The organism is Granulicatella elegans (assembly GCF_020735385.1).
Taxonomy (GTDB): domain Bacteria; phylum Bacillota; class Bacilli; order Lactobacillales; family Aerococcaceae; genus Granulicatella; species Granulicatella elegans_B.
On sequence record NZ_CP085953.1, the window covers coordinates 381456 to 398942 of the forward strand.

General features: G+C 33.8%; 22 protein-coding genes. 4 read left to right on the forward strand and 18 right to left on the reverse strand.

Annotated elements, in window-relative coordinates; genetic code table 11:
* The first annotated feature begins 120 nt into the window (after positions 1 to 120).
* Positions 121 to 522: a DUF4430 domain-containing protein gene (locus LK443_RS01970; protein ID WP_227931919.1), complete on the forward strand. Its 402-nt coding sequence runs from the start codon at positions 121 to 123 to the stop codon at positions 520 to 522.
* A complete protein-coding gene (locus LK443_RS01975; RefSeq protein ID WP_227931920.1) occupies positions 522 to 1061 on the forward strand; it encodes an ECF transporter S component in 540 nt (179 codons plus the stop codon). Before LK443_RS01970 ends, LK443_RS01975 begins: the two co-directional genes overlap by 1 nt.
* Positions 1062 to 1084: 23 nt before the next feature.
* Here the strand turns inward: LK443_RS01975 and yidD are convergent, their stop codons facing one another.
* The 6 genes from yidD to cdaA form a co-directional block, all read right to left on the reverse strand.
* The gene (yidD, locus tag LK443_RS01980) at positions 1085 to 1384 is read right to left on the reverse strand and encodes a membrane protein insertion efficiency factor YidD (protein ID WP_227931921.1); all 300 of its coding nucleotides are present in this window, start codon (positions 1382 to 1384) and stop codon (positions 1085 to 1087) included.
* Between the two features lie 10 nt (positions 1385 to 1394).
* Positions 1395 to 2006: a TVP38/TMEM64 family protein gene (locus LK443_RS01985; protein ID WP_227931922.1), complete on the reverse strand. Its 612-nt coding sequence runs from the start codon at positions 2004 to 2006 to the stop codon at positions 1395 to 1397.
* Positions 2007 to 2108: 102 nt separating this feature from the next.
* Entirely contained in the window at positions 2109 to 2639 is a 531-nt protein-coding gene (locus LK443_RS01990) for an acyl-CoA thioesterase (RefSeq protein WP_227931923.1), read from the reverse strand.
* A gap of 513 nt (positions 2640 to 3152) precedes the next feature.
* Positions 3153 to 4511 carry a phosphoglucosamine mutase gene (glmM, locus tag LK443_RS01995; protein ID WP_227931924.1) on the reverse strand — a complete coding sequence of 453 codons (1359 nt, stop codon included), beginning with the start codon at positions 4509 to 4511 and terminating at the stop codon, positions 3153 to 3155.
* A 29-nt stretch (positions 4512 to 4540) separates the two neighbouring features.
* Complete coding sequence (locus LK443_RS02000) at positions 4541 to 5530, reverse strand: YbbR-like domain-containing protein (RefSeq protein ID WP_227931925.1); 990 nt, start codon at positions 5528 to 5530, stop codon at positions 4541 to 4543.
* Positions 5523 to 6368: a diadenylate cyclase CdaA gene (gene cdaA, locus LK443_RS02005; protein WP_227931926.1), complete on the reverse strand. Its 846-nt coding sequence runs from the start codon at positions 6366 to 6368 to the stop codon at positions 5523 to 5525. The genes LK443_RS02000 and cdaA overlap by 8 nt, the downstream gene beginning before the upstream one ends.
* A gap of 146 nt (positions 6369 to 6514) precedes the next feature.
* Between cdaA and LK443_RS02010 the strand changes: the two genes are divergently transcribed.
* Complete coding sequence (locus LK443_RS02010) at positions 6515 to 6820, forward strand: DUF898 domain-containing protein (RefSeq protein WP_227931927.1); 306 nt, start codon at positions 6515 to 6517, stop codon at positions 6818 to 6820.
* Positions 6821 to 6860: 40 nt separating this feature from the next.
* On the opposite strand, the gene LK443_RS02015 is transcribed toward LK443_RS02010, so the two are convergent.
* The 12 genes from LK443_RS02015 to uxuA all read right to left on the reverse strand — a co-directional run bounded on the left by LK443_RS02015 (position 6861) and on the right by uxuA (position 16414).
* A complete protein-coding gene (locus LK443_RS02015; RefSeq protein ID WP_416217357.1) occupies positions 6861 to 7241 on the reverse strand; it encodes a 2-keto-3-deoxygluconate permease in 381 nt (126 codons plus the stop codon).
* 249 nt (positions 7242 to 7490) lie between these two features.
* Complete coding sequence (locus LK443_RS02020) at positions 7491 to 8111, reverse strand: bifunctional 4-hydroxy-2-oxoglutarate aldolase/2-dehydro-3-deoxy-phosphogluconate aldolase (RefSeq protein WP_227931928.1); 621 nt, start codon at positions 8109 to 8111, stop codon at positions 7491 to 7493.
* Positions 8105 to 8773, reverse strand: a complete 669-nt coding sequence (locus tag LK443_RS02025) for an HAD family hydrolase (RefSeq protein WP_227931929.1) — start codon at positions 8771 to 8773, stop codon at positions 8105 to 8107. The genes LK443_RS02020 and LK443_RS02025 overlap by 7 nt, the downstream gene beginning before the upstream one ends.
* Before the next feature lie 10 nt (positions 8774 to 8783).
* Entirely contained in the window at positions 8784 to 9224 is a 441-nt protein-coding gene (locus tag LK443_RS02030; protein ID WP_227931930.1) for a PTS sugar transporter subunit IIA, read from the reverse strand.
* Positions 9224 to 10042: a hypothetical protein gene (locus LK443_RS02035; protein ID WP_227931931.1), complete on the reverse strand. Its 819-nt coding sequence runs from the start codon at positions 10040 to 10042 to the stop codon at positions 9224 to 9226. Before LK443_RS02035 ends, LK443_RS02030 begins: the two co-directional genes overlap by 1 nt.
* 11 nt (positions 10043 to 10053) lie before the next feature.
* Entirely contained in the window at positions 10054 to 10557 is a 504-nt protein-coding gene (locus tag LK443_RS02040; RefSeq protein WP_227931932.1) for a PTS system mannose/fructose/N-acetylgalactosamine-transporter subunit IIB, read from the reverse strand.
* Positions 10558 to 10572: 15 nt separating this feature from the next.
* Positions 10573 to 11436: a PTS system mannose/fructose/sorbose family transporter subunit IID gene (locus tag LK443_RS02045; protein WP_227931933.1), complete on the reverse strand. Its 864-nt coding sequence runs from the start codon at positions 11434 to 11436 to the stop codon at positions 10573 to 10575.
* A gap of 15 nt (positions 11437 to 11451) precedes the next feature.
* Positions 11452 to 12288, reverse strand: a complete 837-nt coding sequence (locus LK443_RS02050; protein ID WP_227931934.1) for a PTS mannose/fructose/sorbose/N-acetylgalactosamine transporter subunit IIC — start codon at positions 12286 to 12288, stop codon at positions 11452 to 11454.
* Positions 12289 to 12303: 15 nt separating this feature from the next.
* The gene (locus LK443_RS02055) at positions 12304 to 13407 is read right to left on the reverse strand and encodes an iron-containing alcohol dehydrogenase family protein (RefSeq protein ID WP_227931935.1); all 1104 of its coding nucleotides are present in this window, start codon (positions 13405 to 13407) and stop codon (positions 12304 to 12306) included.
* A complete protein-coding gene (locus LK443_RS02060; protein ID WP_227931936.1) occupies positions 13407 to 14414 on the reverse strand; it encodes a D-isomer specific 2-hydroxyacid dehydrogenase family protein in 1008 nt (335 codons plus the stop codon). The genes LK443_RS02055 and LK443_RS02060 overlap by 1 nt, the downstream gene beginning before the upstream one ends.
* Before the next feature lie 18 nt (positions 14415 to 14432).
* Positions 14433 to 15329 (reverse strand): phosphogluconate dehydrogenase (NAD(+)-dependent, decarboxylating), encoded by an 897-nt coding sequence (gene gnd / locus LK443_RS02065; RefSeq protein WP_227931937.1) that lies wholly within the window; start codon positions 15327 to 15329, stop codon positions 14433 to 14435.
* A gap of 23 nt (positions 15330 to 15352) precedes the next feature.
* Positions 15353 to 16414, reverse strand: a complete 1062-nt coding sequence (gene uxuA, locus LK443_RS02070; RefSeq protein WP_227931938.1) for a mannonate dehydratase — start codon at positions 16412 to 16414, stop codon at positions 15353 to 15355.
* Positions 16415 to 16574: 160 nt separating this feature from the next.
* Between uxuA and LK443_RS02075 the strand changes: the two genes are divergently transcribed.
* Entirely contained in the window at positions 16575 to 17447 is an 873-nt protein-coding gene (locus LK443_RS02075; RefSeq protein ID WP_227931939.1) for a MurR/RpiR family transcriptional regulator, read from the forward strand.
* Positions 17448 to 17487 lie beyond the last annotated feature (40 nt).

A 17487-nucleotide genomic window follows, 5' to 3' on the forward strand; every position in this document is an offset into this window, starting at 1 on the left:
CACAAGGTGAGAAGATACGTTTTAATATTTTTTACTCGTCTTCTATTGAAAATCACTTTACATTCCACCTTGCTTTCGCTATGATAATAAAGGGTTAAATGATAACTTTAGGAGGATTTTATGAAAAAATTATTAGCTTTAGCTTTATTAACACTATCTCTAGGAGCTTGCGCACAACCAGCAACGCCAGCCAAACAATCGACTCAAGAAACAACAACTACAGCAAAAGTAGAACAAACCATTACAGTAAATGTTAAAAAAGATGGCGAACCAATTTCAGGAAGCCCATTTACCTTAACATTCAAAGATGGTGATAAATTATTAACAGTTATGAAAGAACAAATGCAAATTATTGAAAAAGATGGGTTCGTATCTGCAATTAACGGAATCGAACAAGAACCTGCAAACAAAAAATATTGGTTATTTGATGTCAACGGAGAAATGAGTCCAGTCGGAGCTAATCAAGTTGACTTAAAACAAGGCGACGTTATTGATTGGAAATTAGAAACATTTAAACAATAATGAAAAATACAGCTATTTTTTCAATTAGAAAAATTACACTAATTGCACTACTATCAACACTAGCCTATGTTGGCAGAATCTTATTTGCTTGGATTCCAAATGTTCAACCAGTCACAGTTATTCTATTAATCATCACACTGGAAATAGGATTGGTCGAAGGAATTCTGACAGCTAGTTTATCCATGTTCTTGTCGAATATCTTTTTAGGAATGGGACCTTGGACATTGCATCAAATTGCAAGTTTTGCGATTGTCATTCTTGTATTTTCTTGTTTGAAACCTTTATCGAGACAAACTTGGAAACAACCCTTATTGAAGTTAGCCTTTTTTACAATCATGGCTGGTTTGATGGGATATTTATACGGATTTGTCATTTCGATTTTTTCTGTGTATTTCTATCATATTCCTAAATTTTGGGTATATTATTTACAAGGATTGCCCTTTGATACACTACATGCTTTGGGAAATATGGGCTTTTGGATTATCTTATCACCATTATTGCCACGTATTATTCAAAAGTATCAAACTAAATTCCAATAACACAAAAAGGAGATTGATACCGTTCAATCTCCTTTTTTTTTGATTTCTATTGGTGGACAACAACCACAAGTTCTCTTCTTACGAAACTCTTTATGTCGTCTTACTGTAAATTCATCCGGAACTGGATCTTGTCCTCCTAAAATAAATGGATGACATCTCATAATTCTTCCACTTCCCATAATTATACCTTTGATAACACCATGTTTTTCAATGGCTTGAATCATATACGTTGAACAAGTTGGTCGATAAATACAAGTTGGTGGCAATAATGGCGAAATCCACTTTTGATATCCTCTAACCAGTCCAATCATTATTTTTTTCACTGAAACACCTCTACCCTTGAATCCATTTAAAGATTACTTGTACTCCTTCTGCTGCAATCAATGTATACACATAAAGAGTAACAGGTTTTGCCACTAAGCAAATCGCCACAAATTTCTTAAACGTCATCTTCCCTAATCCTGCTACCATACATAAGAAATCATCAGGAAATCCCGGCAATACTAATGCCCAGAAGAAGAAACGTTCGAATTTCTTTCCATCGTTTAAATAGCTAATATATTTATCATAAGTTTCTTGAGAAACAAATGCTTGAACAACTGTCTCTCCATAACGTCTCGCTAACCAGAAATTGATTATAGAACCAATCATAATCCCAATAAAATTATAAATAAAGCCATATAAATGACCAAACGCAATATGCCCAATAACACAAGTTAATCCGCCGGGAATAATCGGATACACCACTTGTACAATTTGAGCGAAGATGAAAAATAGTACTCCATAAATTCCCCAATGACCGACTAACTGATGGAAGGCACCGCCAACTTCAAAATAATGATGTTTCGCAATGATATATCCTAAATAAATCGTCAGGATAATTCCCGCAATCGTCAATAATTGAATCATCTTTCTATTTAATGCAATGGCATTTTGTTTATTCATAATTTCCTCCAGTAATCTCATTTGATAAGACTACTTTAACAAATCAAATATGAAAAATCCTTGATTTTTTCTAACAAAAACGGTGATAACCTTACATTACTGTCATAATGATTCCATCCAAGGCTTATGAATAGAAACATGATTCATTAATTCTTCTTGACGTTTCAATTGTTCTAATCGAGCTAAACGTCTCTGTTCATAGCCACTACAAATGAATTTTTCTTCTGCTGTTTCTGGTTCAATCGCAGGAACTGCAAAATCCGTTTCCCCTTCACGTGGCATTGCGACAAATGTCCAAAAACTAGTCGCCGCCAAATACCGTTCACCTGTTAAAACATCTTCCCCTACCACTTTACAAAAGACTTCCATACTTTTCTTTCCAACTCCAGAAATATAAGTTTCGACACAAACAGAATGTCCTAACGGTAAAGGTTTTAAATAATTCATCGCATCAACGGAAGCAGTTACTGCTAAACGACGGCAATGACGAGATACCGTAATCGATGCACAATCGTCAATAATACGGGTTAAATTCCCTCCAAATAATGTTTGATGCATATTCACATCAAATGGAAAAATTCTTCTAGACTGAATCGCACGTGTTTGTGCGCAAGTTTTAATGGTTGTATTCATAATAACTCCTCTAATATTCGATAACGTTATTGTACCATTCCTTTTCTTTTTTTCAAAAAGTATGGCTTTGAGATATTCACTTTAAATGGTACTTTTTATACTGGTATTCATAGGATGAAAAAAATAATAGAACTGACTGAGGTGAAACTCAATACGTGGAAGAGAAGGGAGCAGAAGCGCCCTTCTTTTTATATTTCCTCCATTCTACAAATTAGGTCATTTTTACTTGTGTTTGACACAAATGATTCTAATCGAATTCATTTTCGACAAAATGGTTGTTAAAGTTATCATATAGATAACAGAATTACCACTGAACAATATGCGGGATATAAATGGTTGGGTTGAAAGTTTTTGTTAGGGAGGTTATAAATAGGGGGGGAATGGTTTTTATATTCACCGATTGTAAAATTAAGTATTGAAAAAAATCAATATACTGCATTAATGATTTTTTCTCATATTTCCCGAACAAAATGACAAAAAGAGAGCAACTCTCGTTACTCTCTGTTACAATTTCTATTTATCTAATCCAATCTCGTCACGCACAATATCTGCGATTCGTGTCACATAATCATGACATAATTCATCTGTTGGTGCTTCTACCATGACACGTACTAATGGTTCTGTTCCACTTGGACGAACGAGAACACGACCATTTCCTGCCATTTCAGTTTCCACTGTGTCGATAATTTCTTTAATCGCTGGAACTTCCATTGCTCCATTTTTATTGCTCACTCGAATATTGACTAATTCTTGAGGATAAGTAGGTACTTCACTAGCTAATTCACTTAATTTCTTACCGGTTTGTTTCATCACATTCATTAATTGAATTCCTGATAACAATCCATCTCCTGTTGTATTTAAATCTAAGAATACAATATGTCCTGATTGTTCTCCACCAAAGTTATAACCATTTTTACGCATTTCTTCTACAACATAGCGATCTCCTACAGCTGTTTGAAGAGCGACCATTCCTTCTTCTTCAACTGCTTTATGAAATCCTAAGTTACTCATCACTGTTGAAACAATTGTATCTTGATTCAATTGTCCTACACTACGTAAATATTTCCCACAGATGAACATAATTTTATCGCCATCTACGATTTCTCCGTTTTCATCTACCGCAATACAACGATCTCCATCGCCATCGAAACTTAATCCTAAATCTGCGCCATTTTCTTTGACGAATTCCGCTAAAGCTTCTGGATGTGTTGAACCCACTCCGTCATTAATATTCACACCATTTGGTTTATTTCCCATTGTATAAAATTCTGTTTCTAAATCTGCAAATAAACGATTTAATACAGCTGAAGTTGCTCCGTTTGCACCATCTAATGCTACTTTCATATCTGTTAGAGGGCCGTCAATTGTATGTTGTAAAAATTGACTATATTTCATCGTTCCTTCTAAATAATCATCCACAGTTCCTAATCCATCTGTTGAAGGACGTGGTAATGTATCTTCTGGACTATCTAATAAAGCCTCAATTTCTGCTTCTGTTTCATCCGATAATTTAAAACCATCTGCTCCGAAGAATTTAATGCCATTATCTTGTGCTGGATTATGAGATGCAGAAATCATGATTCCTGCTACTGCTCCTTGCATTCTTGTTAAATAAGAAACCCCTGGTGTTGGAATCACTCCTAATTGCATGACTTCAATTCCTACAGATAATAACCCTGCAATTAAAGCATGCTCTAATAATTGCCCTGAAATACGAGTATCTCTTCCGACTAAAACTCGTGGATGTTTATCTCCACCTGCTTGTTGCAATAAGACATAACCACCAAAACGTCCTAATTTAAACGCTAATTCTGGTGTTAATTCAGCATTCGCTACTCCTCTTACACCGTCTGTTCCAAAATATTTGCCCATGTTCAATCTCCTTTAAACTTCCATCTTTTCTATTGTCTTGTTGTCTGTGTCGTTTCCGTTGTTTGTGTTGTTGTAGGTGTAACTACTACTTCTACAGAAATATTTTCTGGAGTGACACTATCGACTCCTGTTGGTAGCGTTAATTTAACCGTTTGTGTTGTTGTTTTTGTTATTTGACTAACGTCTACTACTACAGGAATGGCTGTCAATCGATCCAGTACTTCTTGAGCTCCTAAAATAGTAACTTCTTTGATATCGGATTTCAATTGGTAAGTATATTGACTTCCTGCACTTCCAGTTGTCGTTAATACAAGTGGAACTTTTTTACTATTTGTTGTAATTGGCACTCTTACTTGCACTTGCTCTGGTTCTACTTTTAGTGCAAGAGGTTTTCCCGTTGCATCCATAGCTTGCACTACCACAGAAGTAATATAATCTGTTTTTGTATTTTCAGGAACTGTTACAGTTGCCGATACATTTTCCACTTGATTAATCAGCGACTCCGGTCCCGAAATTGTTACTCTAGCAGGACTCACTAAAGCTTGTCCATTTTTATAAGCTCCTGGTAAATTCGAACGATTCACATTTACCGAAACGGGTAATTCAACTGTCGCTTTCTTTTCAATTATAATCTCAACCGTCTCTGGAGAAACTGTCCCTTTTACTCCTGAAGGCAAGCCTGTCACTTGTAAGGTTATCATATGTTTCCCAGTTCCTAATTCATTTAAATTAGGAGTTTTTACACGATAAGACGCATTTCCGGTAACTGCTAACAATGAGCTACTCGAACCTTCGATTCTTAATGTCACAGACTCTGGCAAACCTGTTACCGTATATAACTGACTATCCATATCGACATACACTGGAACATTTCCAATGGTATTCGAAGTTGTCTGAATAGAAACTGTTGCAGATTGTCGACTCGGACTTGATTCACTTGCGTATACAAATAAAGCCATTGTTAAAATAAATGATATCACTACCAAAAATGATTTTTTCGTCATCCATTTACTAATCATTCATACGACCTCCTCTAAAGAAATCGATCATCATCGTTAACATTGTCGAATCTTTTTGAGAAATTTCTTTGGTAATTAAATGTTCACTTAACACTTCTACAAATTCATCCGGAGTTAGCTCACGTAATAATTTTTCACGCAATGCCACACTAACTTTCCCTGTTTCTTCTGAAATAACAATAATCAACGCATCCGTTACTTCACTTAATCCGATAGCTGCACGGTGTCTTGTTCCTAATTCTTTCGGAATAAATTTACTTTCAGATAATGGTAAATAACACGCTGCCGCTTCCACTTTATGACCACGAATAATAACCGCACCATCATGCAGAGGTGTATTCGGAATAAAAATTTGCGTCATTAATTGATTTGAAATTCGTGATTGTAAAGGAATCCCTGTATTAATATATTCTTCTAAAGAATTCGATTGTTCGATACAAATTAACGCACCAATTCTTCTTTTCGCCATATACTGTACAGAAATATTTAACTCTTCAATCATCCTTTGAGCCTGATTCGTGCCCGAATATTTCCTTGAGAAAAAGTTCGAACGTCCAATATGTTCCAACCCTCTGCGAATTTCTGGTTGAAAGACGACAATAGCTCCAACTACTCCCCATTGAATAACTAAATTCATAATCCAATCCAAAGTAATTAACCCAAACATATAACTGATGAATTTGACTCCTGCAATGACTGCCAATCCCTTCATCAAATGTACAGCCCTTGTGCCTTTCATGATGAGTAATAGATTATATAATAGGTACCAAACAATCACAATATCGACAATATTCCGAACGCTACTCCATGCACCTAAACTACTCCAATTAAATTGCATCACTCAACCTCCATTTCTATATCCTCTTTAGTTTATACCTTTTCTATCAACATTACAACTGAACGCGAACTTATTTATATTTTATTTTTGACAGTAAATTCCTCTGCGTGTTACACTACACTCAACTGATTAAGGGAGGATTTATTATGCAAAAAAGTTATTTTGATGGAGGGATACTAACTTATATTCTAAGTTATATCATTTCATTTTTTATTATCACACTGACCTTTGGATTAGGAACTCCTTGGGCGATCTGCATCATGTATAAATGGGAAATTGAACACACGGTGATTGAAGGACGCCGACTTGGATTTGATGGTACTGCTCTCGAATTATTTGGGAATTGGATCAAATGGTTTTTCTTATGTATCATTACATTCGGAATTTACGGATTTTGGATTCATATTAAAGTACTAGAATGGAAAGCTAAACATACATATTTCTTAGATTAAAGTAAAAACCACTCCGTTTAACGTTACGGAGTGGTTTTTGTTATGCTGCATTCTTTTCTTTTTGCTGAACTCGTTTAGCGATATACGCTGTTAAGATTGGTGTTAATATAGCTGTCACAATAACGGAAGCTGTAATTTTAGTCGTAGCAGTTGCTTCAATTGCTTTAAAAGAAGCATCCACCGCTGAAAGTGCCGCTGGTGTCGCAATAGCACTTGCAGCCGTACTAGAAATCGCAGCACCTGCAACTCCATTTCCTCCAGACAACTTAACTGCAACAATCGCTGCAACCCCACCCATTAAAGTTGTAATTACTCCTAGGAAAATACCAGGAAGTCTACCTTCAACAATTCCTCTTACTACTTCTTTTCCAATTCCGTTTGCTCCACCTGTCACGATAGCAACTTTTCCTGAAAAATTCATAAAATCACTTCCTTTGATTTGTTGTTTATATTCCTGTGAAAAAAATCAGGTTATTAATATTTGTTACTGTTTTCACAGTTTTTAATAGGATTTTATGAAAAATCCGTAAAAATAAAACTAAAAAACCTGCTGGATTTACCAACAGGTTAGGGAGTGGTTAAATTAATCTAAATATCTTTCTGGTACTTTTAGAACAGCGCAGATTTTCTTCAAATCTTCCGACTCAATTATCCATTGATACTAATATTTTTAATCAAGAGCTTTTATGAATTCATTTGCAACACGTTCAACACTTTCATAACCTTCAATTGCAACTTTAGCAGAAAGTGCACTACCTATACCAACTGCACAAGCTCCTGCATCTCTCCACTCTTTTACATTTGATGCAGAAACACCACCAGAAGGCATTAAATCGACGTCAGGAATTGGGCCATGGATAGCTTTTATAAACTCTTTTCCAATAGTTCCTCCAGGGAATAATTTAACAATTTTAGCACCAGAATCGATAGCATTAACAACTTCTGTAACTGTTCCACACCCAGGAGAATATTCAACGTTATTTTTGACAGCATATTTTGCCAATTCCTCTGAAAAATGTGGACTCACTAAAAATTTTGCACCTGCATTTATTGCTAAAGTGGCATGATTTAAATTCATTACTGTTCCTGCACCAACGATTACTTTTTTGTTATCTTTAAATTCTTCAATCAATTCCTTGATAACTTCATCTGCCTCTGGTGTTGAAAAAGTAATTTCAATATTATAAATACCGCCTTTAATTGCATAACGTGCGATATTTTTAGCGTCATCTTTATCTTTTCCTCTTATAACCGCAAAAAAATAGTTTTCTTTTAATTGTTCAACTAACATATTTGATTCGCCTCCAAAAAATTATATGTTTCTTCTAAGTTTCTGAATAATCCTAGACATCGTACATGCTCGAATTTTAATTGATTCCGATATAAAAGTTCACTTACTAAACAAACATCTATTCCTGCTGTCACCGCAGCAGTTGCTCCAACTATTGTGTCTTCAAAAGCAATGGCTTCTTCTGAATTAGTGTTAAAACAATCTAACGCTGCTAAATAGATATCTGGTTCTGGTTTAAGTTTTTTTACCTGCTCTGCACAAATAATAGCATCAAAAACATCACAAGCATTATTTTTAGAAAGTAATTCATCTATTCTTTTCTTAGTAGAGGACGAAGCTAAAATCAACTTAAATCCTTTATTTTTCAAAATTTCAGCAAATTCTTTAGCAAACTTTCTTAACTTAATTTCGCTATTTTTTAATTTTTCCTGATAATAATTTTCACGAACTACTCGAATTTTTTTTGCTAACTCTGGATCTTTCAATAAATTAATAATTTTCTTATCATTAGAAGCTGAGCTTTGACCCGTTAAAGACTCAACAAACCCTTCTGGAATACTTATTCCGTATTCCTTAAATCCTCGATTCCATCCCTCAGCATAAATACATTCCGAATCCACAAATAGACCATCCATATCAAAAATCGCTACTTGTTTAGGCATAAAAAACCTCCTAAAAGTCATCGTCTTCGTCAGTTTCTTCAGCGACTGATTTTTCCCATACATAATCATCGGAGATTGTATAGTTTTTTAATTCTCTTACTGCAACTTCTAAGTCACTACCAAGTAATTGTTGATTAATTCCTTCAAGTACCATTGGTAAACTTGCTCCAGCAATTAATCGAACATTCTTAGCACGACTTCCATCTAGTCTATTCACTGAAAGTACCGATTGGTTATATGGAGAAGCGCTTAATAAATCTGCAAAAATTATTATTGATTCATTTTCATCAAAACTTACTAATGTTTCATATATTTTTTCTCCAAAAGTTTCTACAGATTCACCGGAGTGCAATCCTATTGTTATAACTCCTTTTACATCTCCAAAAATCACTTCAGCTGCATCTTTAAATCCTGCAGCTAATTCACCATGTGTTACAATTAAAATTTGCATTACAGTTCCTCCAATATAGTTTCTATCTTTTGACGTTGAGTTATCAAAGTATTACTATCTATTTTTTTTAAAAGTAAGTCTCTTCTAAGTTTTTCTACTTTTGGATGTAACTTCATTATTTTACGTTCTGCTATTTCATGGAAAGATTTTTCTAAAATTAAATCCTCATTTACTCCAACAGAATCTAACTCTACAATATGCGTTTGCTGTTTTACATTAGTGCAAAGAATTGCTAATCCTATATAATTTGTACATCCACCATCTACAATAGCAAAAGCTATATTTTTATTATTTTTGTATTTTTCAAGTAAACTCAACACTTCTATAACTGATGAAGAATTTCTTACTTGTGTCTTACTACTAGCTCTACCTTTAACAATTCCGTTAAATAAATAAAAGAAAGATAGTGTGAAAACGGTCAAAGCTGTTGTTAGCAACTTTCCCTCTAATACATGCATTAGGAAAAAGAAAATCCCTAATCCTATACACAAAAACGCAAAACTCTCGAAAGCAATTCGAGCCAACGTATTTCGTTTATTCTTTTTTGTATCCCTGAAAGAATAATCACCAAATGAAACAATTGGCGTATCGAAATACGTAGTGATAATTTTATCTGCCTTAGAAATATCTCCAATATAAATATTATGATATTTTCTTCTCTTCTCCTCAATTTCTATAACATTGATATCATCTCGAATGTTCGAGGCATCAGAGAGGAAAGCTCGAATAAACTTATCCTTTTGTTTGTCTGAATTTCTCTTTTTCAAAAGAAACCCATAACGAACAATCCAATCGTTCATTTGGTAATTATTTTCCATGATTCTACCTCTTATAACTCAAATTTTTTAAGTACATCATCTAAAGATGTTTTACTTGCTGAAGGAGTAGCTTGGAAATAAATATCTTTAACTCCATAATTGTTACGAAGATCTTTAAGCGTTTCAGCATCTGCTTTATTTAGATATACTGATTTTGTTACTAATAAATCTTCATCATTTTTATTAGCAATACCGCCAATATTTAATTCCTCTACAGGAACCCCATGTTTTACAAGATTTGCAATTGTTCCTACAGTCTTCGCAATTAAAATACAACTGTAGTCCTTAAATTTATATTCATCCCAATAAAATTTTGCTTTTTCTTCAGAAATTACAATTGTCTTTTGACCAGTACGGTTCCCCGCACTCTTATATAAATCCTTCATAAATGGATCCTTTGCGACTACATCATCAACAACGAAAATTGAATTTACTCCATTTCTTTGTGAAAGTGTAATCATTACTTGTCCATGGATTAAACGTTCATCCACACGTGCTAAATTAACTTTTCCCATAAAAGTTCCTCCAAATTATAAAATTCCAATAGATGCTAACACAATAAGAATTAATGTTAACCATAATAAAGCTTGTGTAACTTTGAGCCCCTTCTTAACGAAGTAATAGTATACCCCCATTACAACTGTCAGCGGCAATATACCTGGAACAATTTTATCAAGCAATTCTTGAATAACGAAGTTTTTACCTGAAAGTGCAAATTGTAAAGTTGATGTCACTTTAACGTAGTTACCTGCTAAAATCCCCATCATAAACAATCCTAAGATTGATAATAAACTAATCGCGTCTTTTACTCCTGAGCTATGAACTAAACTTGTTGCATTTCTACCTAAAGAGAAACCTTGACGTGCAAAGAACAAACCGATTAAGACTTGATATAAAGCAAATGCAATGAATGGGAATAACGCACCTAGCGCACTACCTTCTTGAGCCCAAGGAACAGCAATCGCAATAAAGATATATTGCATTGTACCTGAGTCAATCGCATCCCCGATACCAGCAAGAGCACCCATTAGACCAGCTTTTGTATTGTACATTAAGTCATCAGTCATTGTAATTTCTTCATTTTCATACTCTTGACGAGCTCTTTCTTTTTCCATTGACGACATTAAACCACTGATGACCCCACCACCCCAAGTTAATTGAGTGTTGAAAAAGAGTAATTGTCTCTTGTATGCTTCTCTTCTTTTATCTGGATCTTTATATAATTTCTTAAGAACAGGCATCATTCCGTATAGTAATGATGGTGCAAGATAACGATCAAATGAGTGTGGAATTTCATTTGCAAAATGCCATCTTAAATATGCTTTAGTAACATCCTTTTGAGTAATTTCTTCAGGAGCTAATGCAGGATTTTTTTGAGTTGTTTCAGTATTCATTATCTATTCCTCCAATTAAAAATCATCGTCGCCACCATCATCATTGAATTGAGTATTTGATGATGCAGCCGGGCTAGCAGCTACTGGTTGATTGTTGTTTTTTGTAACCATTACAAAAATAGCAGCCACAAGAACACCAATAATTGCGTAAGTAACCATTGTAATGTTTAAAGGTTTAAAGATTACACTCATGAAGTATGCTAATAAAAAGAATACTAAGTAATCTTTACGTCCGATAACATAGATTGTTGTAGAAATACCAATTGCTGCTAATCCTCCTCCTACAACTTCCAACACATGAAGAACGACTGTTTCTTTTAATTGAACAATAACATCTGCAATAACTGGAGCTCCCCAATATAAAGCCCCAAATACTAATGGTACAAATAATACGAATGAAGCAATAGTAGGATACCAAATAATTGAACGTTTAATTGCACCATCGTCCATATTTTCTACTGCACGATCCATATATTTTCCTAAAAATGTATTTAAGAAGAATCTGAATTGATATAAGTAACTTCCTAACAATCCAACTGGGACGGCAACCCCAATAGCTGCTTCCGGTGTTAAATTACCTAGTAAAGCTACTGGAACGGCAATTGCAGCGGCAATTGCAGGCTCTGAAGGCATTGAACCCCCTGGAGAGAATACTCCCATGTAAATTAATTGAAGTGCAGCTGTAACAATCATTGCATTGGTAATATCTCCCATAATAATTCCGCAAACTAAACCAGTCATTAATGGTGAGAAGCGAAGTGTTAATGTCGCACCGCCACCAAGCCATCTAGACATAACAGCTGCTACCCAAAGGGCAATTAACAAACTTTGTACTACTGATAATGTTTCCATTACCTTATTCCTCCTTTATTTGTTAGAGATATACTCTTCTAACTCTAATAATTTTTCTTTTAAATAATTAAAATTAATTTCAATTGGTAATAAATGAACTTTAGCTTTACTATCTATAAATCTAACAATATCATTTATCACTGTTTCATCTTCTGGATAAATTCCCATACGATGTAAAGATTGAGGTAAATTTAACTCTTCATAATAGGGTATCAATTCATCAATAATATTCCATTTATTTTCTAATGCTAATTGGTAGAAAATCCCGTAAGCTACTTTCTCACCATGTAAAAAATTATGACTTTCATGAATATATTTTGCAATCCCATCATGAATGGCATGTGCCGCTGCATTCCTAGCATATTTGTCACCTAAACCACCTACAAGACCTGCTACTGCAAATACTATCTCAGAACATTGAATAAATTCATCACTAAGTACTTGTTTTTTCATATCTTCGATAGCTTTGTTCCCTTTTTCCATTAAAACATCTTTTGACATTTTTGCAGTATATCTAGCAAGTGATACAAAAGCTTCTGACTGTAAAAACTCTTGAGAAGTAATTAAGTCTGATTCGTACCATTTAGCAAGAGTATCTGCAATCCCAGCTACAAAGTACTCAACTGGAGAATCTATAACTAATCTTGGATCCGTAATAAAGAAACTTGCTTGTTTTAGAAAATGCTCAGTTTTCCCTTCAGAATCTCCATTTTCTTTATACATTACAGAAAGTGGTGTCCAAGGAGCGCAGTTACTTGTTAAAGTGGGAATTACACCAAACGGAATATTCGCTACATTAGCGGCATATCCTACTAAATCAGTCAACTTGCCACCACCAACTCCAATAACAAAATCACAATTTTCGGTTTTAACCTTATCTACAACTAAATCAGTTCCATAGTAACTACATTCACCTGTATATTGATGAAAAACAAAACGATATTTTTTTGAATCTAAAAAGGTTAAAAAAACTTTAGCCTTTTCCCATGAAACAGTTCCATGAACAACTAATACTGTTTTAGCCTTATAAGCATCCAAAACGTTTACCACTTCATCAATTGCATTAACCGCATAACGATAATACTGTGGACCAACCTTTACTTTTAAATCGACAATCATTATACTTCTCCTTTCACATAACTACTTTCACTCTGAACAGATCTTATCGGAAGCTTCCCTTTGACAATCATCTCACAATCTTCTACACATTTTTCGCCCATTGCCTCTAAACATTCCATGGTATACGCAGAAGTATGTGGAGTAACAACTACATTCTCAAACGCAAGATATGGATGGTCAGCGCGCCCTGGTTCAACTTCTAACACGTCAGTTGCAAAGCCTGCAATTTTACCAGACTTTAACCCTTCTACAATTGCTTCTTCATCAACTAACGCTCCACGTGCAGAATTGGAAATATAAACATTTTGTTTCATCATTTCAATTTCCTTTTTTGAAATAAAATGATAATTTTCATCAGTAAGATTTGCACATAAACAAATAATATCTGCATTACGAATCAATTCTTCAAATCCTACTTTTTCAGCACCGTGTTGTTCAATTTCTAATTTACTTTTATAAGGATCATATGCTAGGACTCTACATCTGAATCCGAATTTTAGTGTTTCAGCAACACATCCTCCTGTATTTCCTATTCCGATAACCCCCACTACTTTGTTATATAAAGAATGTCCAATAAACGAGGCTCGTTTTTCCCAGTGATTTTCTTCTACAGCATCTAAAGCACCAACCGTTCTTCTCATAACTGCTAATAAATTTGTTATATTATTACCAGCAACTGCTTCTCTTTCTACAAGAGCTGGGACAATGGAAACAATTGTATTATGTTTTCTTGCTGCTAATAGGTCCACATTGTTGTACCCTATTCCATGTCTGGAAATTAATAGTAATTCATCTTTATGTTCAAAAAACTCTGCATTAAAAAATGGAGTTACACTTGCAATAATAATATCGTACCCTTTTACATTCTCTGCTAGTTCCTTTCCTGGAATTTCTTGTGGAAAGGTAAAATATTCAACTTCACCAATTTCCCTTAATCTTTCTAAGTGTTTTGGGAATATTCTTCCAAAACTACTAGAGTTTACAATTGCGATTTTATGATGACTCATTCAAATCCCCCCCTATATTTATTTCATCTTCATTTCATGGCCACCAAATTCATTTCTTAAAGAAGAAACTAGTTTATTTGAGAACTCATCTGTACCACAGCTACAGTTTCTTACAAATAATGAATCTGCAATCACTGGCGTCGGCACACCTAATCGAAGAGCTTCTTCTAGGGTCCATTTTGCTTCGCCATTACTTCCAATCACACCTTCAATTCGTTCAAGCTTAGGATCTTTACGAAAAGCTTCTTGAGCTAACTCCATTAACCAAGAACGAATAACAGATCCATTATTCCAAACTTTTGCTACCTTTTCATGATTGAATTTAAATTCAGAGTGTTCCAAAATATTAAAACCTTCTCCAATGGCTTGCATCATCCCATATTCCACTCCATTATGAACCATCTTCAAATAGTGTCCTGCGGAAGGTTGATTTACAAACAGACATCCATCTTCAATTGCAATGGCTTCAAAAAATTCTTTAACTTTATCAAAAGCTTCTTGATCTCCTCCAATCATTAGACAAGCACCATTTCTTGCTCCACTCATTCCTCCTGAAGTTCCACAATCAAGGAAAAATATTTCTTTTTCCTTTAAAGTTTGATAGTTAATTAAACTATCTTTATAATTAGAGTTTCCGCTATCAATAACAACATCTCCTCTTTTTAAAATATTTGATAATTCATTAACAACTCCATTTGTAATCTTTCCTGCTGGAAGACTAAGCATTACTACTTTAACATCATCTAAATTTCCAACCAGTTCTTCTATAGAGTTACTAACGTTTAATCCTGATTTTTTAGCCTTTTCTACTGACTCTGTCGACACATCAAAGCCCACTACTTCAAAATCATGTTCTTTAGCATTTAATGCTAAATTTAATCCCATTTTACCGAGACCTATAATTCCTATTTTCATATTATATAGCTCCCTTTCAAGCTTTAATTTTGTTTTTCTACTGCTTCTTCAAGTCCTTGTAAGTATGAAATACCAATGGCACGATCATATAATCCATAACCAGGTCTTGCAACTTCTCCCCAGATTGTACGCCCATGATCAGGACGAGCAATTCCATCAAATTCGATGTCATGCAAAGCTTTCACAATAGCATACATATCTAATGAACCTTCTTTACTTAGATGGGCTGATTCTAGGAAATGTTTATCTCCAAGAATTTGTACATTTCTTAAATGAGCAAAATGAATTTTCCCTTTCAACGAGTGAATAATTTCAACTAAATCATTTTCTGGATTAGCTCCAAGAGAACCCGTACATAATGTCACTCCGTTATAATCTGAATCAACTGCATTTACAATTTTTAAAATGTCCTCTTTATTTTTAGTAATACGAGGAAGACCAAACATATCAAACGGTGGATCATCTGGATGAATTGCCATTTTTACTCCATATTGTTCACAAACAGGAATCACTCTTTCCAAAAAGTAACAAAGATTTTCGAATAACTTCTCTTCAGTAATCCCTTTATACATATCTTCTAATTTTTGAAATTTAGCAAGACGCTCCGGCTCCCAACCTGATAATTGAAATCCAGAAGTTTGTCCACTTATTAATCCAAACATTTGCTTAGGTTCAATTTGTTGGACTACTTTATCATCATATTCAAGCGTATGAGAACCATCTGGTAATTCATATTCAAGATTCGTTTTTGCCCATCCAAATATTGGTTTAAAGCTGTAACAAATTACATTTACCCCAAGTTCTCCTAAATTTTTAATATTTTCCTTGTAAATTTCAATATAGTGATCTCGTTCAGGCGTCCCAGCTTTAATCGAATCATGAATCGATACACTTTCAATTCCTGCTAAACTAAGCCCTTTTGACTCCACTGAAGTTTTTAATTCTAAAATTTCTTCTTTTGTCCAAAGGTCCCCTGGTAATTTTTTTACTAAGGTTCCCACAACCCCATACATATTAGGAATTTGTCGAATATGATCTAACGTAATAGGATCGTCATTTCCGTACCATCTAAATGTCCATTTCAATTTTTTCACCTTCCGTAAATCGATTCAAAGTTAACTTATACCAAAAGTATACCATTAAATTTTATTTTGTAAACCTTTTTATAAAAAAATATTTTTTATTTACTTTTTTACTTTAGTTATGTTATTATCTCTGTAGACATAGAAAACATGGAGGTTTCTTATGCAAAATATATATTTATTAAATATAATTAAACAAAATAAAAACAAATTTAGTACTTCTGAAGATTTGTTAGTTGATTATTTTTTACAATTAAAAAATGATGAATTAGTCAATAAAACTTTGGCTGATATGGCTAATGAAACAGAAATTTCTCAAACTACCATATATAACTTCGTTAAAAAATTAGGTTTTAATGGTTTTCAAGATTTTAAAATTAAACTAGCTTCAAATTCGATTATCTCTACTCAACCAGAACGACTTATAAACTATAGAGAAATTGACCCCTCTGATTCATATATAGATGTTGCTAAAAAAACTATCCATTTTAATCAGCAATCTTTAGAAAATTTAATGAATTTCTTAGACGAAAAAACCTTACAACGCATAGTGCATTTATTAGAGAAAAGCCAAAACATCTATTTCTTTGGACAAGGTGGATCTTCTATCATGGCTTTAGATTCATATCATAAGTTTTTACGCTCAAAATTAAACTGTCACTATGTTTTTGATTATCATCTACAGTTAAGTATCTGTAGCAAATTGTCAAATAAAGATTGTGTATTTCTATTTTCACACTCTGGCGACTCAGTAGAGACCATTAATCTTGCAAAAATTTTACAAAAAAATAATTGCCCAATTATATGTATTACCGGAAATCCTGTTGGAAAAATTTTAAAACTATCTACTGAATCTGTTATTGCATTTTCTCAAGAGGCAAAATACAGAACAGAAAGCCTAACTTCTAGACTTCTTTATCAAACTGTAATGGACATTCTATATACTATCATTATGTTTAAAGACGAAGAAGAAAATGAACAAGTTTTAAAAAAAATCCGAAGAGCTATTTCACTTTCAAAAAATAGCGATGATTAGTCTTTTAACAATTTATTACTATATTTCTTACTGAATAATA